This window comes from Pseudomonas sp. WS 5010, assembly GCF_012985565.1.
In the GTDB taxonomy this organism is placed as follows: Bacteria; Pseudomonadota; Gammaproteobacteria; order Pseudomonadales; family Pseudomonadaceae; genus Aquipseudomonas.
Genome location: NZ_JAAQWQ010000006.1, coordinates 335522 through 355639, shown reverse-complemented (window position 1 = coordinate 355639; position 20118 = coordinate 335522). Strand labels below are relative to the sequence as shown.

Annotated in this window: 18 protein-coding genes and 1 pseudogene; 8 read left to right on the top strand and 11 right to left on the bottom strand. The window is 61.9% G+C overall.

Annotated elements, in window-relative coordinates; translation table 11 throughout:
• Positions 1–115 precede the first annotated feature (115 nt).
• The 8 genes and pseudogenes from pip to HBO11_RS21665 all read left to right on the top strand — a co-directional run bounded on the left by pip (position 116) and on the right by HBO11_RS21665 (position 9945).
• Entirely contained in the window at positions 116–1087 is a 972-nt protein-coding gene (gene pip, locus HBO11_RS21700; protein ID WP_169955669.1) for a prolyl aminopeptidase, read from the top strand.
• Entirely contained in the window at positions 1084–1521 is a 438-nt protein-coding gene (dtd, locus tag HBO11_RS21695) for a D-aminoacyl-tRNA deacylase (protein WP_169955670.1), read from the top strand. The genes pip and dtd overlap by 4 nt, the downstream gene beginning before the upstream one ends.
• 267 nt (positions 1522–1788) lie before the next feature.
• Complete coding sequence (locus HBO11_RS21690) at positions 1789–3525, top strand: glucan biosynthesis protein G (protein ID WP_346266880.1); 1737 nt, start codon at positions 1789–1791, stop codon at positions 3523–3525.
• A pseudogene (mdoH, locus tag HBO11_RS21685) lies at positions 3518–6162 on the top strand (glucans biosynthesis glucosyltransferase MdoH). Before HBO11_RS21690 ends, mdoH begins: the two are co-directional and overlap by 8 nt.
• A 155-nt stretch (positions 6163–6317) precedes the next feature.
• A complete protein-coding gene (locus HBO11_RS21680) occupies positions 6318–7115 on the top strand; it encodes a transporter substrate-binding domain-containing protein (RefSeq protein WP_169955673.1) in 798 nt (265 codons plus the stop codon).
• A gap of 222 nt (positions 7116–7337) precedes the next feature.
• On the top strand, positions 7338–8135 hold the full coding sequence (locus tag HBO11_RS21675; protein ID WP_032862246.1) for a transporter substrate-binding domain-containing protein: 798 nt from the start codon (positions 7338–7340) through the stop codon (positions 8133–8135).
• A 123-nt stretch (positions 8136–8258) separates the two neighbouring features.
• The gene (locus tag HBO11_RS21670; protein ID WP_169955674.1) at positions 8259–9218 is read left to right on the top strand and encodes an amino acid ABC transporter permease; all 960 of its coding nucleotides are present in this window, start codon (positions 8259–8261) and stop codon (positions 9216–9218) included.
• On the top strand, positions 9211–9945 hold the full coding sequence (locus HBO11_RS21665; RefSeq protein WP_169955675.1) for an amino acid ABC transporter ATP-binding protein: 735 nt from the start codon (positions 9211–9213) through the stop codon (positions 9943–9945). The genes HBO11_RS21670 and HBO11_RS21665 overlap by 8 nt, the downstream gene beginning before the upstream one ends.
• Positions 9946–9960: 15 nt before the next feature.
• Here the strand turns inward: HBO11_RS21665 and HBO11_RS21660 are convergent, their stop codons facing one another.
• The 11 genes from HBO11_RS21660 to ubiE form a co-directional block, all read right to left on the bottom strand.
• Positions 9961–11868, bottom strand: coding sequence for a methyl-accepting chemotaxis protein (locus HBO11_RS21660; RefSeq protein WP_169955676.1), 1908 nt, complete (start codon positions 11866–11868; stop codon positions 9961–9963).
• 187 nt (positions 11869–12055) lie between these two features.
• Entirely contained in the window at positions 12056–13972 is a 1917-nt protein-coding gene (locus HBO11_RS21655) for a methyl-accepting chemotaxis protein (protein ID WP_169955677.1), read from the bottom strand.
• 104 nt (positions 13973–14076) lie between these two features.
• Positions 14077–14784: a 16S rRNA (uracil(1498)-N(3))-methyltransferase gene (locus HBO11_RS21650; RefSeq protein ID WP_169955678.1), complete on the bottom strand. Its 708-nt coding sequence runs from the start codon at positions 14782–14784 to the stop codon at positions 14077–14079.
• Positions 14781–15572, bottom strand: coding sequence for a twin-arginine translocase subunit TatC (tatC, locus tag HBO11_RS21645; RefSeq protein WP_170058129.1), 792 nt, complete (start codon positions 15570–15572; stop codon positions 14781–14783). The genes HBO11_RS21650 and tatC overlap by 4 nt, the downstream gene beginning before the upstream one ends.
• Positions 15569–15976 (bottom strand): Sec-independent protein translocase protein TatB, encoded by a 408-nt coding sequence (tatB, locus tag HBO11_RS21640; RefSeq protein WP_169952420.1) that lies wholly within the window; start codon positions 15974–15976, stop codon positions 15569–15571. The genes tatC and tatB overlap by 4 nt, the downstream gene beginning before the upstream one ends.
• 10 nt (positions 15977–15986) lie before the next feature.
• Entirely contained in the window at positions 15987–16265 is a 279-nt protein-coding gene (locus HBO11_RS21635; protein WP_038445371.1) for a twin-arginine translocase TatA/TatE family subunit, read from the bottom strand.
• A gap of 27 nt (positions 16266–16292) precedes the next feature.
• The gene (locus HBO11_RS21630; RefSeq protein WP_029295998.1) at positions 16293–16625 is read right to left on the bottom strand and encodes a phosphoribosyl-ATP diphosphatase; all 333 of its coding nucleotides are present in this window, start codon (positions 16623–16625) and stop codon (positions 16293–16295) included.
• A gap of 2 nt (positions 16626–16627) precedes the next feature.
• Positions 16628–17020 carry a phosphoribosyl-AMP cyclohydrolase gene (hisI, locus tag HBO11_RS21625; protein ID WP_169952418.1) on the bottom strand — a complete coding sequence of 131 codons (393 nt, stop codon included), beginning with the start codon at positions 17018–17020 and terminating at the stop codon, positions 16628–16630.
• A gap of 64 nt (positions 17021–17084) precedes the next feature.
• Complete coding sequence (gene ubiB / locus HBO11_RS21620) at positions 17085–18689, bottom strand: ubiquinone biosynthesis regulatory protein kinase UbiB (RefSeq protein WP_169952416.1); 1605 nt, start codon at positions 18687–18689, stop codon at positions 17085–17087.
• Entirely contained in the window at positions 18686–19309 is a 624-nt protein-coding gene (locus tag HBO11_RS21615; RefSeq protein WP_169952414.1) for an SCP2 sterol-binding domain-containing protein, read from the bottom strand. Before HBO11_RS21615 ends, ubiB begins: the two co-directional genes overlap by 4 nt.
• Positions 19309–20079, bottom strand: coding sequence for a bifunctional demethylmenaquinone methyltransferase/2-methoxy-6-polyprenyl-1,4-benzoquinol methylase UbiE (gene ubiE / locus HBO11_RS21610; protein WP_003209306.1), 771 nt, complete (start codon positions 20077–20079; stop codon positions 19309–19311). Before ubiE ends, HBO11_RS21615 begins: the two co-directional genes overlap by 1 nt.
• Positions 20080–20118: the final 39 nt, after the last annotated feature.

Here is a 20118-nt window from a genome sequence, read left to right as displayed (position 1 = left end):
ACCCAGGTCCAGGCCTTCAAGGACATGCTCATTGCACAATTCGGGTTTATGATGCCAGACGGCAAAATAATAGACGTCCCCCCAGGGATGGAACCGACCCCTTACGGAGTGCGCAATGCAGACTTTGTACCCGCAGATCAAACCCTACGCCCGGCACGATCTGGCCGTCGATGAAACCCACACGCTGTATGTCGACGAAAGTGGTTCCCCGCAAGGTTTGCCCGTGGTCTTCATCCACGGTGGCCCCGGCGCCGGTTGTGATGCCAACAGCCGCTGCTATTTCGATCCCAACCTGTACCGCATCGTCACCTTTGACCAGCGTGGTTGCGGGCGCTCCACGCCACGGGCCAACCTGGAAAACAACACCACCTGGGATCTGGTCGCTGACCTTGAGCGCATTCGCGAGCACTTGGGCATCGAAAAGTGGGTGCTGTTCGGCGGCTCCTGGGGCTCGACCCTGGCCCTGGCCTATGCGCAAACCCATCCCGAGCGCGTGCATGGCCTGATCGTGCGCGGCATCTTCCTGGCCCGCCCCCAGGATATTCAGTGGTTCTACCAGGCCGGCGCGAGCCGCCTGTTCCCGGATTACTGGCAGGACTACATCGCGCCCATCCCGCTGGAAGAGCGCGACGACATGATCAGCGCCTATCACAAGCGCCTCACCGGCAACGACCAGATCGCCCAGATGCATGCCGCGAAGGCCTGGTCCACCTGGGAAGGCCGCATGCTGGGCCTGTGCCCCAGCCCGCAGTTGATCGAACGCTTCTCCGAGCCTCAACGCGCCTTGTCGATTGCGCGTATCGAGTGCCACTACTTCACCAACAACTCGTTCCTGGAGCCCAACCAGCTGATTCGCGACATGCACAAGATCGCCCATCTGCCGGGCATCATCGTCCATGGCCGCTACGATATGATCTGCCCGCTGGATAATGCCTGGGAGCTGCACCAAGCCTGGCCCAACAGCGAGCTGCAGGTGATCCGCGAGGCGGGCCACGCAGCGTCCGAGCCGGGCATCACCGATGCATTGGTGCGTGCCGCGAGCCAGATGGCACGGCGTCTGCTTGATCTGCCTCCTGAAGAAGCATGAAGGGCCTTTTGCAGCGGGTGCGTGGCGCCCGGGTCGAAGTGGCAGGGCAAGTGGTGGGCGCGATAGACCAGGGTTTGCTGGTACTGGTGGCCGTCGAGCCTTCAGATACAGCGGCCAGTGCCGACAAGCTGTTGCATAAGCTGCTTAACTATCGGGTGTTCAGTGACGACGAGGGCAAGATGAACCTGTCGTTGAAGGACGTTGGCGGCGGTTTGCTGCTGGTGTCGCAGTTCACGCTGGCGGCCGATACCAAGAGCGGCCTGCGGCCCAGCTTCTCCACAGCGGCGCCTCCGGAAGTGGGCGAGGCACTTTTCGAGCACTTGTTGCTACAAGCGCAACAATTGCATGGCACTGTGGCGTCGGGGCGTTTTGGCGCGGATATGCAGGTGCATTTGGTCAATGACGGCCCGGTCACCTTCCTTTTACAGACCTGATTGTATGAAAAACGACTTTTAATGCGCAAAAACGCAAGTTTTCGCTACAAATACTTCGCTGCCCCTGCTGCGTTATCTCACCGGCTACTAGATAATCGCGCGCTACGGGGATCAGCGTAAATTGATCCATTTTTGACTTAGGTAGAGACTTGTCCGCTCGCCCGTGGGGAATCATTTAGCCCCATCGGAGTCGGAACAATGCTCGCCAACCTGGCATATAGATAGCTGGCCGTTGGTTTTTTGATCTGTTTTCGGCGAGGGTTGCTCGTGATTGTTAGTCCCTGTAATGCACCAAAATTGTCTGCCAAACGGTTACGAAACGCACTGGTGACGGGCTCTGCCCTGTTTTGCCTGTTCGGCGCGGGTCAACTGTGGGCATTCAGTCTGGACGATGTGTCGGCCAAGGCAAAAGAGCTGGCCGGGCAGAAATACGAAGCCCCGCGCAGCAATCTGCCGAACGAATTCCGCGAAATGAAGTTCGCTGACTACCAGAAAATTCGTTTCCGCAATGAAAAAGCCGAGTGGGCCGATCAGAAAACCCCGTTCAAGTTGTCCTTCTATCACCAGGGCATGCACTTCGACACGCCGGTGAAGATCAACGAAATCACCGCGACTGACGTCCAGGAAATCAAGTACGACCCGACTCGTTTCGATTTCGGCGACGTCAAGTTTGATCCAAAAGCCACCGACCAGCTGGGTTATGCCGGCTTTCGCGTGCTGTACCCGATCAACAAGGACGACAAGCAAGACGAAATCATGACCATGCTCGGCGCCAGCTATTTCCGCGTCGTGGGCAAGGACCAGGTCTATGGCCTGTCCGCCCGTGGCATGGCGATTGATACCGCGCTGCCGTCCGGCGAAGAGTTCCCGCGGTTCACCGAATTCTGGATCGAGCGTCCAAAACCGGGTGACAAGCACCTGGTGATCTTTGCCCTGTTGGACTCGCCACGGGCCACCGGCGCCTATCGCCTGATCCTGCGCCCGGGCACCGACACCATTGTCGACGTCAAGTCGCAGATGTTCCTGCGCGACAAGGTCAGCAAGCTGGGCGTTGCCCCGTTGACCAGCATGTTCCTGTTCGGCGCCAACCAGCCGTCCAAAGTGCTCAACTACCGTCGCGAACTGCACGACTCCAGCGGCCTGTCGATCCATGCCGGCAACGGCGAGTGGATCTGGCGCCCGCTGAACAACCCAAAACACCTGTCGGTCAGCAACTTCTCGGTAGAAAACCCGCGTGGTTTCGGCCTGTTGCAGCGTGGTCGCAACTTCAGCCAGTACGAAGACCTCGACGACAACTACGACAAGCGCCCAAGCGCCTGGATCGAGCCTGAAGGCGACTGGGGCAAGGGCTCCGTCGATTTGGTAGAGATCCCGACTGCCGATGAGACCAACGACAACATCGTTGCCTTCTGGAGCCCGGCCGAACTGCCCAAGCCCGGCGAGCCGCTGGATATCGCCTACCGCCTGCACTGGACTCTCAACGATGCACCGTTCCACTCGCCGGACAGTGCCTGGGTCAAGCAGACCCTGCGTTCTACTGGTGATGTGAAACAGTCCAACCTGATCCGCCAGCCAGACGGCAGCGTGGCCTATCTGGTGGACTTCGAGGGCCCGTCCCTCAAGGCCCTGAAGCCAGATGCGGCAGTGCGCAGCCAGGTCAGCGTCGGTGAAAACGGCGAAGTCGTGGAAAACAGCGTGCGCTACAACCCGCACACCAAAGGCTGGCGCCTGACCCTGCGCTTGAAGATCAAGGACGCAGGCAAACCGACCGAAATGCGTGCGGCCCTGGTCCAGGACATCGTCAAGCCTGAGCCAGAGCAGGCTTCCACCCAAGTCCTGAAGGCTGACAAAGTCCTGGCCAAGCAACACGAGAAACACGCCAAGAAAGACGCCAAGGACAAGCAAGACAAGCAGCCAGAAGCTGCCCCAGCCACCCCGGAGCCAGTCAAGACAGAACAAGTCCTGACCGAAACCTGGAGCAATCAGTTGCCTGCCGATGAGTAACTCCCAAGTCCAGCCAGAGACTCTTGCCGAGTACCTGGCGCATCTTCCGATGACCGACGAGCAGCGCGCCGAACTGGCGGGCTGCAAGTCCTTCTCCGAACTGCACGAGCGCCTGTCGTCGTCGACCTTTGACACCCCGGTGGACGCGGCGCAGGCCTCGGTTGGCCGAAGGCTGACCCTCAACACGGCCGAGGAGCTAGAGGAAGCCGAAATGCTGGTGCTCGACGCCAGCGGTCGGGTTTGCCTCAAGGCCACGCCGCCGATCCGGCGTACCAAAGTGGTGCCCGAGCCTTGGCGCACCAATATCCTGGTGCGTGGCTGGCGCCGGCTGACCGGCCGTAGCAACCCGCCTGCGCCGCCCAAAGACGAGCGTGTGCTGCCGGCTGCGCGTTGGCGCACGGTGGGTTCGATCCGCCGCTATATCCTGCTGGTGCTGATGCTCGGCCAGACGATCGTGGCCGGCTGGTACATGAAAGGCATCATGCCGTACCAGGGCTGGTCCTTCGTCGACTTTGACGAGGTGCGCAACCAGACCCTGCTGCAAACTGCCACCCAGGTCCTGCCCTACGCCCTGCAAACCAGCATCCTGATCATGTTCGGCATCCTGTTCTGCTGGGTTTCGGCGGGTTTCTGGACTGCGCTGATGGGTTTCCTTGAGTTGCTTACCGGTCACGACAAGTACCGGATCTCCGGGAAAAGCGCCGGCGACGAGCCAATCCCGAAAGAGGCCCGTACCGCGCTGGTCATGCCGATCTGCAACGAAGACGTGCCCCGGGTGTTTGCCGGCCTGCGCGCGACCTTCGAGTCGGTCGCTGCCACTGGCGATCTGGATCGTTTCGACTTCTTTGTGCTCAGCGACAGTAACGACGCCGACATCTGCATCGCCGAACAGCAAGCCTGGCTCGACGTCTGCCGCGAGGCCGGTGGCTTTGGCAAGATTTTCTATCGCCGCCGTCGTCGTCGCGTCAAACGCAAGAGCGGCAACCTTGACGACTTCTGCCGTCGCTGGGGCGGTGACTACAAGTACATGGTGGTCCTCGACGCCGACAGCGTGATGAGCGGCGAATGCCTGACCAGCCTGGTGCGCCTGATGGAAGCCACGCCGGACGCCGGGATCATCCAGACCGCGCCACGTGCCTCGGGCATGGACACCCTGTATGCGCGCATGCAGCAGTTCGCCACCCGCGTCTACGGCCCGCTGTTCACCGCGGGCCTGCACTTCTGGCAGTTGGGCGAATCCCACTACTGGGGCCACAACGCGATCATCCGCATGAAGCCGTTTATCGAGCACTGCGCCCTGGCGCCGTTGCCCGGCAAAGGTGCGTTTGCCGGCTCGATTCTTTCCCACGACTTCGTTGAAGCTGCGCTGATGCGCCGTGCCGGCTGGGGCGTGTGGATTGCCTACGACTTGCCGGGCAGCTACGAAGAACTGCCGCCCAACCTGCTGGACGAACTCAAGCGTGACCGTCGCTGGTGCCACGGTAACCTGATGAACTTCCGCCTGTTCCTGGTCAAGGGCATGCACCCGGTACACCGTGCGGTGTTCCTCACTGGCGTGATGTCGTACCTGTCGGCGCCGTTGTGGTTCCTGTTCCTGGTGCTGTCCACGGCCCTGCTGGCGGTCAACACCCTGATGGAGCCGCAGTACTTCATGGCGCCGCGCCAGTTGTACCCGCTGTGGCCGCAATGGCATCCGGACAAGGCGGTGGCCCTGTTCTCCACCACCATCGTGCTGCTGTTCCTGCCTAAATTGCTGAGCATCATCCTGATCTGGGCCAAGGGCGCGAAAGAGTTCGGTGGCAAGTTCAAGGTGACCTTGTCGATGCTGCTGGAGATGTTGTTCTCCATGCTGCTGGCGCCGGTACGGATGATTTTCCACACCCGCTTCGTGCTCGCCGCGTTCCTCGGCTGGGCTGCGACCTGGAACTCGCCGCAACGTGACGATGACTCCACGCCATGGAGCGAGGCAGTCAAGCGCCACGGCCCGCAGACCTTGCTGGGCTTCTTCTGGGCGCTGCTGGTGGTGTGGTTGAATCCAAGCTTCCTGTGGTGGCTGGTGCCGATTGTCGGTTCGCTGATGTTGTCGATCCCGGTCTCGGTGATCTCCAGCCGGGTCAAGCTGGGCCTCAAGTCGCGCGACGAAAGCCTGTTCTTGATCCCCGAGGAATACAATCCGCCGCAGGCGCTGCTGTCGACCGACCGCTACACCCACGAAAACCGTTGGCATGCACTGAATGACGGTTTTATCCGGGCAGTGGTCGATCCGCAGCAGAACGCCCTGGCCTGTGCCCTGGCGACCTCCCGCCATGGCCATGCGGAGCCGATTGAGTGGCTGCGCGCCGATCGCGTGCGACATGCCCTGAAAGTCGGCCCCGCGGGCCTGAACAACAACGAGCGCGTGGCCTTGCTCAGCGACCCGGTGGCCCTGGGGCGCCTGCATGAGCAAGTCTGGAGCGAGGGGCATGCCGAATGGCTTGGCGCCTGGCGCGAATCGGTCAAGGCCGACCCGCATGCGCCGTTGCTGCCGCTCAAGCCGCTGTCATCCCAGGCTCAGCCAGCCTGATTCAGACGCCCCCGGGATTCGTCTCGGGGGCGCTTGAAACGCCCTTCCTACAGCGTTTTTCGCTTCTGCCTTAGCCTTCTAACTTCGATACAAAAGACCCTGGTTCAAGGCGTATTGCCGTGCCTGCCAGTGGGTTAGGATCGCCCCCCAAATCTGACTCGACCGCCTGTGGCTTGCGCTAGACCCGCAACGCACGGTACGCGGCTGCTTAATGAAAAAGGGGCTTTTCATGATCAAGGGTTACTGGTCGATACTGCTGGGTATTGTCGCGTTGCTACAGGTACAGATGGCGCACGCGGGCGCTATTGATGAGGCCGTGCGGCGCGGGGTCTTGAAAGTGGGGACCGACCCCAACTACGTGCCCTTTGAAATGACCGACAAGCAGGGGCGTGTCATCGGCTTTGAAGCTGACCTGCTCGAAGAAATGAGCAATGCCCTGGGGGTGGCGCTGGAATGGGTCCCGGTGGCCTATACCGAGCTGATCCCGGGCCTGCTGGGCGGCCGCTTCGACATGATCGGCAGCGGTATGACCGTAACCCAGGAGCGCAACCTCAAGCTCAACTTCAGCGACTCGTTCATCATCGTTGGCCAGACCGTACTGCTGCACCCGCGCCTGGCCGGCAAAGTCAGCAGCATTGAAGACCTGAACGAAGCCGGCTATCGGATTGCTGCCGCAGACGGCACCACCGGCGAAGCGGCGGCGCGGCGCTTCCTGGGGGCTGCGCAACTGCGCAGCTTTGCCACGGCGGAGGAAGGCGTGCGCCAGTTGGTCGACGGGAGGGTTGATGCCTTTATCCATGATGCACCCTATAACCTGATTGCCCTGGCCAAGCCGCAAAACCGCGAACTGCTGGCCCTGGAGCAGCCATTCACCTACGAACCCCTGGCGTTTGGATTGCCAAAGGGCGATTACGATAGCCTGAACTGGATCAATCACTTCCTTAATCAGATAGCCCAGGACGGCACCTACGATCGGCTGCATGACAAGTGGTTTCGGGACACGGACTGGTTGTCGGAGATCGAATGATGGTCACAACTGCTTACATAACTCCTAGGGGCTTACCCGTCAGGTCAAGCCGTCTAACTGCGCTTTTCTCCGGGGTTTTGTGGGGTTTTTCTGTCATATCCGCCAACAAATCCCGGCTAGACCTTTGTGCCGGTGGGCGAGTGGGTTAGCATCGCTCCCCGAAGAAATAGTGCAGCCCTGTGAAGGCCTGCATCAAAATAAAATGAGTCAGGGGACTTGGTGATGAAAAAGTATCTTTCGATGCTGATGCTCGGCGTTACGGCCCTGCTGGCAGTCAATACGGCCCAGGCCGGTGCGATTGACGAAGCGGTCAAGCGCGGCACCTTGAAAGTCGGCATGGATCCGACCTACATGCCGTTTGAGATGACCAACAAGCGTGGCGAAATCATTGGTTTTGAAGTCGACCTGCTCAAGGCGATGGCCAAGTCCATGGGGGTCAAGCTGGAACTGGTCTCCACCGGTTACGACGGCATCATCCCAGCCTTCCTCACCGGCAAGTTCGACATGATCGGCAGCGGCATGACCCTGACCCAGGAACGCAACCTGCGCCTGAACTTCAGCGAACCCTTCATCGTGGTTGGCCAGACCCTGCTGATCCGCAAGGAACTGGAAGGCACCATCAAGTCCTACAAAGACCTGAATGACGAGAAGTACCGCCTGACCTCCAAACTCGGCACTACGGGTGAGATGGTGGCCAAGAAGCTGATCTCCAAGGCCAAGTACCACGGCTACGACAACGAGCAGGAAGGTGTGCTCGACGTGGTCAACGGCAAGGCCGACGCCTTTGTCTACGACGCGCCGTACAACGTGGTTGCCGAGAAAAAAGTCGGCAATGGCAAGCTGGTGTACCTCGAAGAACCCTTCACCTACGAGCCGTTGGCATTCGGTTTGAAGAAGGGCGACTACGACAGCATCAACTTCATCAATAACTTCCTGCACCAGATCCGCAACGACGGCACCTACGATCGCATCCATGACAAGTGGTTCAAGAGCTCCGAGTGGCTCAAGGACATGGAATAAGCTAGAAACCGCGTCGCGCCCATCGCGGGCAAGCCCGCTCCCACATTTGGAATGTATTCCAGTGTGGGAGCGGGCTTGCCCGCGATGGCGGCCTGACAGCCGATACACATCCCGGAACCCGCAATGAAACAGAAAAAAGCCCAATGGTCCTGGCACCTGCTGACCGTGCTGGTGCTGGTCGGCATGGCCGGCGCGTTGTACTACGCCACCTCGCTGATGTCCTACGAATGGCGCTGGAACCGCGTGCCGCAATACTTCGCCTACCAGGCTGAAGAGTCCAAGCGGGCGGCGGATATTTCCACGGTGGTCGAGTTGGTGCGCAAGGGCGACGTGGCGCAAGTCACCCTGCGCAACGACGCCGGCGCCGAACAGCACCTGACGGTGGCCGAAAACAGCCTGCAAGTGGCCCGTGGCGACGATGTGGCCGAGGGCGATGTGATCGGCGTGACCCGGCACTGGGCGCTGGGGCCGTTGATGTGGGGGTTGTGGACCACCCTGTGGCTGTCGCTGGTCTCGGGGGTATTGGGCTTGTTCATCGGCCTGGCAACCGGCCTGTGTCGTTTGTCGAATAATCCGACCTTGCGCGATCTGTCGACGATCTATGTCGAACTGGTACGCGGTACGCCGCTCTTGGTACAGATCTTCATTTTCTACTTCTTCATCGGCACGGTGCTGAACCTGTCGCGCGAGTTCGCCGGCATCGCCGCGCTGTCGCTGTTTACCGGCGCCTACGTGGCCGAAATCGTGCGTGCCGGCGTGCAGTCGATTGCCCGTGGCCAAGGCGAAGCTGCCCGCTCCCTGGGCTTGAGCGCCAGCCAGTCGATGCGCCATGTGGTGCTGCCGCAGGCCTTCAAGCGCGTGCTGCCGCCGTTGGCCGGGCAATTTATCAGCCTGGTCAAGGACACCTCGTTGGTGTCGGTGATCGCCATTACCGAGCTGCTCAAGAGCGGTCGCGAGGTCATCACCACCTCGTTCTCGCCGTTTGAAATCCTGTTCTGTGTCGCAGGCCTGTACCTGCTGATCAACCTGCCGCTGTCGAAAATGGCCAGCCGGCTTGAGCGGAGGCTCGCCCAAAGTGATTGAAGTGCGCGATCTGGTAAAAGTCTTCGACACCCGTGGGCACGTGGTGCGCGCGGTGGATCACGTCACCACCCAGGTAGCCAAGGGCGAGGTGCTGGTGGTGATCGGCCCGTCCGGCTCCGGCAAATCGACGTTCCTGCGCTGCCTCAACGGCCTGGAAGAGTTCGATTCGGGCTCGGTGAGCATTGATGGCCTGCAACTGGCCGACCCCAAGACCGACGTGAACGCCTATCGCCGGGAAGTCGGCATGGTGTTCCAACATTTCAACCTGTTCCCGCACATGACTGTGCTGGAAAACCTGTGCCTGGCGCAGAAAGTCGTGCGCAAGCGCGGCAAGAAGGAGCGCGAGGCCAAGGCCCTGGCATTGCTGGAAAAGGTCGGCATCGCCCAAAAAGCCAACGAGTTCCCCTCGCGGCTCTCGGGTGGCCAGCAACAGCGCGTGGCGATTGCCCGGGCGCTGGCCATGGAGCCCAAGGTCATGTTGTTTGACGAGCCCACCTCGGCGCTGGACCCGGAAATGGTCGGCGAAGTGCTGGATGTCATGAAGACCCTGGCCCTGGAAGGCATGACCATGGTCTGCGTGACCCACGAAATGGGCTTTGCCCGTGAGGTGGCAGACCGGGTGCTGTTCTTCGATCACGGCAAACTGTTGGAAGACGCTGCACCCGCGCAGTTCTTCGATGCACCGATGGACCCACGGGCACGGGCGTTCCTGCGCCAGGTTCTGTAACCCACGGGGGCAGGTTCAGACCTTGAACTTGCCTACGCACTGCTGAAGATTCGTGCCCAGCCGTGCCAATTCAATACTCGCCGCCGCCGTCTGTTCGCTGGCAGCGGCGGTTTGCTCCGACACATCCCTGACCTTCAACACGCTGCGATTGATCTCCTCGGCCACCGCACTTTGCTGTTCGGCGGCGGCGGCGATCTGTGGGTTCATTTCCTGGATGACCAGCACGGTGCGCGCGATTTCCGTCAGGGCGTCGCCGGCATTGCGCGTCAGGCCGACGCTGCGGTCGGTCAGGGCGCGGCTGTTGTCCATGATGTCGGCGACCTGTTGCGTGCCGCTGTGCAACCCGCCGATCAGTTCTTCGATTTCCTCGGCGGACTGTTGGGTGCGCTGGGCAAGACTGCGTACTTCGTCGGCCACCACGGCAAATCCCTGGCCAGCTTCACCTGCGCGTGCGGCCTCGATCGCCGCATTGAGCGCCAGCAGGTTGGTCTGCTGGGACACCGACTTGATCACCTCCAGCACGCTGCCGATCTTCTGGCTTTCCCGTTGCAGGCCCAGCATCGCCTGGCTGGAGCGCGCCATCTCGTGGGCCAGGTGTTCAATGTGCGCCACTGCATCCGTCACCACCTGGTCGCCCAGTTCGGTCTGCTGGTTGGCCTGGCTGGCGGCAATCGAGGCCTGTTCGGCATGCCGCGCGACTTCCTGGGCGGTGGCGAGCATCTGGTTCATGGCGGTCGCCACCTGCTCGGTTTCGTCACGCTGATTATTCACGCCCGCCCGGGTTTGCTCGGTGACGGCCGACAACTCCTCGGCGGCGCTGGCGATCTGCCGGGCATTGTCGCTGATGCTGCCAATCAGCCCCCGCAGGTTCAGGGTCATTTGCGCCATGCTGCATTGCAACTGGCCCAGCTCATCGCGGCGCCGGGTCTGCACATCGTGGCTGAGGTCGCCGTCGGCAATGCGATTGGCCACGGCCAGGGCCCTGCGCAGTGGCTTGACGATCTGCCCGGCGATTATCCAGGCGGCCAGGGCGCCAAAGAGCACAGCCGCAGCGGTAATGGCGAGCGTCTGGGTGCGGGCCTGTTCGGCTTCCCGATTGCGGCGCTGGGTCTGGTCCTGGCTCAACAGGTCACTCTGTACCAGCAGTTGATCCAGCTGCTGCTCCAACTCGTTTTGCGCCGTTTCGGTGGTGAGCTGGGTATCGCGCAGGCGTGCCAGATGGGTGCGCAGGCTGAGCACGGCATTTTTCAATGCGCTGCTGTCCACGGGCAGTTTCTCCACCGCCGCCTGGGCGAGTTCGAGGCTGCGCTCGGCGTCGCTGACGGCCTGGGCATAGGTATCCAGGCTGCTGGCCGCCCAGGCCGGGCTTAGGGCGCGGTCTTCGGCTTGTTCAATGGCCAGGCGCAGGGCTTCGATGGCATCGAGGGCTTTTTCGTCGTCCTGGTCGGGCAGGTCGCTGGCCAGTTGCGCCAGGCTGTCGCTGGTACGGATGGAGCTCTGTTTCAGCTGTTCGCGGGCAGTTTCCCGCTGCTTGACCAGTGAGGGCACATCCTTGAGCGTGGTTTTGAACTTGCCTGAAATACTGGCCATGCTCTGCAGGTATTGCAGGGCTTTTGGCGCCTTGAGACGGTTTGACAGCTCGCTCATGTACCCGTCGACCTTGTCCATGGAGACGCTCAATTTATTGAGGCTGGTTGCGTCGTCCAGGGTGCGGTACACGATGCGGTCGGCCCGCACTTGTTCACCGGTCACTGCCAGTTGCGCCAGCACGGTCAGGGTTTGTGAGCGGTAGAGCGAGGCGGCGAGGGACTGCCAGCCAGTCAGGGCGATTACAAGGCTCAGGGCCAGCACCAAGGCAAAACCCAGGACCAGTTTGAGAGTGACGCTGGTGTTACCCAGCAGTTGAGTCATTCGACGAAGCATGGCCAACCTCCGGCAAGTGAACAAAGGCGTTCGACGTGCCGGGGCGCCGACGGGCGCGGACACATTGAATCCATTTGAACGCTAGTCGGCGTAGGCGCCAGGTGTACCGATCATGGCCTGAAAAACGTGTAGGAAATTTCACAAGCTGCGAGCGGCGACCCGGACGGATCGCCGCGAAGGGCAGGGGTCAGACCCGGAAGCGGCCGACCAGTGATTGCAGATGGGTGCCCAGGCGCGCCAGTTCGGTACTGGAGGCGGCAGTCTCTTCGCTGGCTGCTGCGGTCTGCTCGGACACATCGCGTACGTTCAGCACGCTGCGGTTGATCTCTTCGGCCACGGCGCTCTGTTGCTCGGCGGCGGTGGCGATCTGCTGGTTCATCGCCTGGATGGCCGAGACCGTGCGGGTGATGTTCCCCAGGGCATTGCCGGCGCGACGGGTCAGCTCGACGCTGCTGTCGGTGAGGCCACGGCTGTTGTCCATGATGGTCGCCACCTGCTGGGTGCCGCTTTGCAGGCCAACGATCAGCTCTTCGATCTCTTCGGTGGATTTTTGCGTGCGCTGCGCCAGGCTGCGCACCTCATCGGCCACCACCGCGAAGCCACGGCCGGCTTCCCCGGCGCGTGCCGCTTCAATGGCGGCGTTGAGTGCCAGCAGGTTGGTTTGCTGGGCCACGGACTTGATCACGTCCAGCACGCTGCCGATCTTGTCGCTTTCGCGCTTGAGATGGCCCATGGCCTCGGTGGAATTGCCGACTTCGCCGGCCAGGCGCTCGATCTGGGCGATGGCTTCGCCGACCACCCTGTCGCCTTCGCGGGCTTGTTGGTCGGCGGCGACGGCGGCTTCCGAGGCCTCCTCGGCATTGCGCGCCACTTCCTGCACGGTGGCGGCCATTTCGTTCATCGCGGTGGCGACCTGGTCGGTCTCCACCTTCTGGCTGTTGACCCCGGCGCTGGTCTGCTCGGTAACCGCCGACAACTCTTCGGCGGCGCTGGCAATTTGCGTCACGCCGTCGCTGATCCCGCCGATCAGGTCACGCAGGCCCATGGTCATGCTTTGCATGGCGCGTTGCAGTTGGCCCAATTCGTCCTGGCGTTGCGAAACCAGATCATGGGTCAGGTCACCGGCGGCGACGCGCTCGGCGACCTTGAGGGTCTGGCTCAGTGGAATCACGATCTGCCGGGTAATCGCCCAGGCCGCCACCATGCCAAAGACCAGCGCCAAGGCGGTGGCCAGCATCAACAGGAACTTGGCCTGTGCGGCGTCGGCGTCGCGGATGATGGTTTGGGAGGCGGTGAGTTTTTTGCTGCGCTCGAACAGCAGGTCACCTTGCTCGGCCATGGCCTTGAGGGCCGCGGCGCTGGCCACCTGGGAGTCGCGGAACTGACTGACGGCGGCGAGGTAGGCCTTGAGGGAGTCGCTGGCCTCCTGCAGGTTGGCGCTGTATTGATCCGGCAGTTGGCTGCGCAGGCTGTCGGCGCTCTTCAGGGCGTTGGCAATGGCATCCAGCGCCGGTTGCTCAGCTTCGACCTTGGCGCTGTAGGTATAGCCGCGCACCTGGAAGCGCGCCTGCTGGATCAACTTGCTCAGTTCGACCGCGCTGTTGAACTGGGGGACGCTGTCACCTTGCAGCAGGACTTTTTCGATTTCCGCGACGCGCCCGACGGCGTTGTCGGCGGTAGCGCCAAGCTTGCTGCGTGCATCTTCGCGGTGGGCACCGGCCTGGACCATGGCGCCAAAGGCCTGTCGATACTTGGCGACGGCGGCCAACTGCTCATCGATGATGGCGACATCGGCCGGTTGCTCGATCTGGCTGCGCGCGGTCTTCAGGCCGCTGTCGAGTTTATCCATCAGCTCGTTGACCAGCCCCGGGCCTTGTTCGCCACGGCGCATTTCATAGTCCAGCCGGGCCTGGCGCAGGTCTTTGGTGAGTTCGTTGAGGCTGGAAATAAAACCCAGTTTATCGCCACGGCTGATCACGCCACTCAGGCCCGTCCAGCCGGTGAAGGTGATCAGCAGCGTGAGGACCAAGACCAGGCCAAAGCCCACGCTCAGCTTGCGATTGACGCTCACATTCCCCAGTTTTTCAGCTAGCCAACGGTACATGCGGTGAACTCCCCTGAACAAGGCTTGGACTTATCCTGAGGGTATCGGCATGCGAGCGGGATTCTGTAGCGGCACAAAGCCCCGTGGTGTTTGGAGGGGCGGGGTTAGAAGAGGCGGGCGAGCAGGGCGGTCACGGCGGTTTCTACGCGCAGGATCCGCGCGCCCAGTTGCACCGGCTGCAAGCCGGCCTTGGCCAGCAAGTCCACTTCATAGGGAATCCAGCCACCTTCGGGGCCGATGGCCAGGGTCACCGGTTCATCCAGGCCGCGTGGGCAGGCCGGGTAATCGCCGGGATGCCCGACCAGGCCTAGGGTGTCCTGGGCCAGGGTCGGCAGGCGGTCTTCAACGAAGGGCTTGAAGCGTTTTTCGATGACGATCTCGGGCAGCACCGTATCCCGCGCCTGTTCCAGGCCGAGGATCAGTTGCTCGCGGATGGCTTCGGGCTCTAGGAACGGGGTCTGCCAGAAACTTTTCTCGACCCGATAACTGTTGACCAGCACCACCCGTGGCACACCCATGGACGCTACGGTCTGCAACACCCGACGGAGCATTTTCGGGCGTGGCAGGGCCAGCAGCAGGGTCAGTGGCAACTTGGCCGGTGGCGGCTGGTCGAGGCTGATTTGCAGCTCGGCCTCGCCCGTTTCCAGGCGCAGCAACTGTGCATTGCCCATCAAGCCGCCAATGCGCCCCACGCGCAGGCTGTCGCCGACCGCGGCGCGATGCACTTCTTGCATGTGCACCAGGCGCCGGTCACGCAGCACGACCCGGTCGGCCGCGATAAAGTCGGCCTCTTCAAGCAGCAGCAGGTTCACGGTTGGGTCGCTGGCGGCTGGTCGTCATCGGCGGGTTGGTCATCCGGGTGTTCGCCGCGCTTGCTTATCAGGCTGCCAAACAAGATGCCAATTTCAAACAGCATCCACATCGGCACGGCCAGCAAGGTTTGCGAGAAGATATCCGGCGGAGTCAGGATCATGCCGACCACGAAGCAGCCGATGATCACGTACGGGCGGATCTTGCGCAGGTACTTCACGTCGACCACGCCGATCCACACCAGCAGCACCACCGCCACCGGGATCTCGAAGGCCACGCCGAAGGCGAAGAACAGCGTCATCACGAAGTCGAGGTAACTGGTGATGTCGGTCATCATTTCCACACCGGCCGGGGTGGCGGCGGCGAAGAACTTGAAGATCAGTGGGAACACCAGGAAGTAGGCGAACGCCATGCCGGTGTAGAACAGCATGATGCTCGACACCAACAGCGGCACCGCGATGCGTTTTTCATGCTTGTACAGGCCCGGTGCGATAAAGCCCCAGATCTGGTGCAGGATCACCGGGATCGCCAAGAACAGCGACACCATCATCGTCAACTTGAGCGGCGTGAGGAACGGCGAGGATACGTCGGTGGCGATCATCGTCGCGCCCACCGGCAGGTACTCGCGCAGTGGCGTGGAGACGAAGGTGTAGATCTGCTGGGTAAAGGCAAACAGCCCGGCAAAGATCACGAAGATCGCCGCGACACACCGCAGCAGGCGGGTGCGCAACTCGGTGAGGTGCGAGACCAGCGGCATATGCTGGTCGTTTTCCGGTTTATCAGCGCTCATGGGGCTCGCGGCGGCAATGTAGGGTCGTGGGGAGCGGGCGACGCGGTAGGCGTCGGCGCAGGCTCTGCTGGGGGAGCGGGCGTGGCGATCGGGGCCGTCTCGGCCACCGGCGCAATGCTCTGCTCGGCCACCGGTTCAACCGGTGTCGGCGCCTGTTGCTGGGGCGCGAGGATTTTGCGCGCTTCCTGCTCCAGGGACAGAATGTGTTCGTTGTGCAGTTGCCGGCGAATTTCGTCGGCGCCGATTTCCCGTTCAACTTCCTGTTTGATGGCGTTGAAACTGCGTTTCAGGCGCCCGACCCACAGGCCAGCCGTGCGCGCGGCGCCGGGCAGGCGTTCAGGCCCCAGCACCAGCAGGGCAACGAGGCCGACGAGCAGCAGTTCAGAGAAGCTGATACCAAACATTAGTCAGTGCTCACGAGTCTTTGCGGGACGGCTCTTCGACTTTCTCGGCCTGTACGTCGAAGGTGCGACGCTCGGTGATCGGCTGTGCCGCCTGCGGGTGTACAGGCTGCGCCGGTGGAACCGGGTTGGCGCCCGTATCGGCCGGTTTTTCGTCGTCGTTCATGGCCTTGCGAAAGCCCTTGATGGATTCGCCGACATCAGTGCCCAGGTTCTTCAGTTTCTTGGTACCGAACACGAGGACGACCACTACGAGAATGACGATCCAGTGTTTCCAGTCAAAAATGCCCATGCTGCAATTCCTCAGTCAGAAAGTTATTCAGGCGGACGGGCGCGAGGCCTTTTCGGCGTGCCCGGACAAGCCGAAGCGACGGTCCAGTTCATCCAGCACGGCCTGTGGGTGCTGCCCCAGTTGGGCGAGCATGACCAGGCTATGGAACCACAAGTCAGCGGTCTCATAGATGACATCGCTGTAATCGCCGCTGATTTCAGCATCCTTGGCGGCGATGATGGTCTCGACGGATTCTTCGCCGAGTTTTTCCAGAATCTTGTTCAGGCCCTTGTGGTACAGGCTGGCGACATAGGAGCTGTCGGCGTCCGCACCCTTGCGGTCCTCCAGCACCTGGGCCACACGGTTCAGGGTATCGCTCATGTTCAATGTCCTGCCGAGTAAATGGCGTGCGGGTCTTTGAGCACCGGCTCGACGGTTTTCCACGCGCCGTTCTCGAACACTCGGTAGAAGCAGCTGTGGCGGCCGGTATGACAGGCGATGTCGCCGACTTGCTCGACCATCAGCACGATCACGTCGGCGTCGCAGTCCAGGCGCATTTCGTGCAGCTTTTGTACATGCCCGGACTCTTCGCCCTTGCGCCACAGTTTGCCACGGGAACGTGACCAGTAGATGGCACGCTGCTCGGCGGCAGTCAGGCTCAGGGCCTCGCGGTTCATCCAGGCCATCATCAGGATGCGCCCGGTCTTGTGGTCCTGGGCAATGGCCGGCACCAGGCCGTCACTGTCCCATTTGATCTCGTCCAGCCAGTCTTTCATCTTCGACTCCGACAGCCGTGCGCGACCCGCCCCGGCAATGTGCAACAGTGTATAACCGGTCGGCCTATCGACGCACGACCAGATAAAGACCCACGGCGACCATGATCCCGGCCGGCCAATGACCCAGCTCGTTCAACGGCCCACCGGCTGCGAGCACCGCGCCACCGCCCAGGTGCGCCGCGCCCAGCAGGCGCAGGAACCAGTCGTCCTTGCGCTGGTGCCACGGCGGCGCCGGGTCCTTGGCGTGGGGCTGGGACATGCGCTCGAGCAGGTCGCGGGTCATGTTGGCCAAGTGCGGTAGCTGCTCGACCTGGCTTTGCAGGTTGCCCAGCAGGGTTTTCGGGCTGACGCGCTCGCGCATCCAGCGTTCGAGGAACGGTTGCGCGGTGTTCCACAGGTCCAGGTCCGGGTACAGCTGGCGGCCCAGGCCTTCGATATTGAGCAGGGTCTTTTGCAGCAGCACCAGTTGCGGCTGCACTTCCATATTGAAGCGTCGCGCGGTCTGGAACAGGCGCATCAGTACCTGGCCGAATGAAATATCTTTTAACGGTTTTTCGAAGATCGGCTCGCACACGGTGCGGATTGCTGCCTCGAACTCATTGAGCTTGGTTTCGGCCGGCACCCAGCCCGAATCGATGTGCAATTGCGCCACGCGCCGGTAGTCACGCTTGAAGAAGGCAAACAGGTTGCGCGCCAGGTAGTCCTGGTCCTCGGGCGTGAGGCTGCCGACGATGCCGCAGTCGATCGCGATGTACTGCGGGCTCCATGGATTTACCGTGCTGACGAAGATATTGCCGGGGTGCATGTCGGCGTGGAAGAAGCTGTCGCGAAACACCTGGGTGAAGAAAATCTCCACACCACGCTCGGCGAGCATCTTCATGTCGGTGCGCTGGTCGGCCAGGGTCGCAAGGTCTGTGACCTGCACGCCGTAGATGCGCTCCATCACCAGCACCTTTGGCCGGCACCAGTCCCAATAGACCTGCGGCACGTACAGCAGTGGCGAGCCTTCGAAGTTGCGCTTGAGCTGGCTGGCGTTGGCTGCTTCACGCAACAGGTCGAGTTCGTCGTAGATGGTTTTTTCGTAGTCGGCGACCACATCCACCGGGTGCAGCAGGCGCGCATCGGCAGAGAAGCGCTCGGCGGCGCGGGCCAGAATGAACAGCCACGCCAGGTCCTGGCCGATGATCGGCTTGAGGCCAGGGCGGATCACCTTGACCACCACCTCTTCGCCGGTTTTAAGCTGCGCGGCGTGCACCTGGGCAACCGAGGCCGAGGCCAGGGGCTCGACGTCGAAACGGCTGAACACTTCGCTGATTTTCTTGCCCAGCTGTTCTTCGATCAGCTTCATCGACTGCTGTGAGTCGAACGGCGGCACGCGGTCCTGCAACAGCATCAGCTCGTCGGCGATATCCTCGGGCAGCAGGTCCCGACGGGTCGACAGGATCTGCCCGAACTTGATGAAGATCGGCCCCAGGTCCTGCAAGGCCAGGCGCAGGCGTGCGCCACGGCTCAGGTCCAGGGTCTTGCGCGGGAACCAGCGCCACGGCAGCACGTAGCGCACTGCCAGCAACAACCACGGCAGCGGCAGGGCGAACAGCAGGTCATCGAGGCGGTAGCGAATGACGACGCGTTGGATTCGGAACAGACGGCGGACGGCGAGCAGCTTCATGCGTTATCGCTTGGATCAAGGGAGCGGTTCAGGCGCTCGAAGCGCGCCTCAAGCCGTTCCAGGTCGAGTTTGGCCTGGTCGAGTTCACGAAAGCGCGCTTCGGCTTCCCGTTTTCCGACGAGGGTGCGCGATTCTTCGCTCAGGTATTCGGCGAGGTTCTGATTGAGACTGGCGAAACCCTGCTGGTACCAGCGCGAACGGCTGCGCAGGTGCCCGCTGATCAACTGGGTGGCCACTGGGCCGAGCCAGCGCGACAGCTCGTATTCCCAGTCCAGCTCCAGGTCTTGCAGCACGGCGGCCAGGTCCATCAGCACCGCGCTGTCGCCTTCAAGGGTCACCTCGGGGCCGTGCAGGATCGCGGTCTTGTCACGGCTCAAGGCCAGGCGCAGCAGGCTCGCCGCCGGTGCACGCAGGGTGCAGTCGGCATCGGCGGCCCAGTGCGCGGCGAGCATCAGGCCTTCATCGCTGGGCAGGATAAACAGCTGCAAGGCCGGGCTGGTGCAATCGACGGCAATGATCTTGCCGTTCAGGTGCGCCAGCCGTGCCAGGGCGGTGCTGTCCAGGCGCAGGACACGGTTGAGGCCGTGTTCGACACTGGCGAGAAGGCCCGTGAACAACATCAGGGCTTGATGCCGCGATGCAGGGCGACGATACCGGAGGTCATGTTGTGGTAGGTCACGCGGTCGAAACCGGCCTCGACCATCATCGACTTCAGGGTTTCCTGGTTGGGGTGCATGCGGATCGACTCGGCCAGGTAGCGATAGCTCTCGGCATCATTGGTGATCAGCTTGCCCATCAACGGCATGAAGGCGAACGAGTAGGTGTCGTAGACCTTGGACATCAGCGCGTTGGTCGGCTTGGAGAACTCCAGCACCAGCAGGCGACCACCGGGCTTGAGCACCCGCAGCATCGAGCGCAGGGCGTCTTCCTTGTGGGTCACGTTGCGCAGGCCGAAGGCGATGGTCACGCAGTCGAAATGGTTGTCGGGGAACGGCAGCTTTTCAGCGTCGGCCTGGACGAACTCGATATTACCCGCCACGCCCTTGTCCAGTAGGCGATCGCGGCCCACCTTGAGCATCGAGCCGTTGATGTCGGCCAATACCACCTGGCCGGTGGGGCCAACGAGCTTGGAGAACTTGGCGGCCAGGTCGCCGGTGCCACCGGCGATATCCAGCACCCGGTTGCCGGTGCGCACGCCGGACAACTCGATGGTGAAACGTTTCCACAGGCGGTGCATGCCGCCCGACAGCACGTCGTTCATCAGGTCGTACTTGGCGGCCACGGAGTGGAACACTTCAGCGACTTTTTCCGCTTTCTGGCTTTCCGGGACGTTCTTGAAGCCGAAGTGAGTGGTGGGTTCGGCATCGCTGCCTTTGCGCTGATCAGTCATATCGCTGTCACCAAAAGAGAATGGGGGCATTCTAATCCC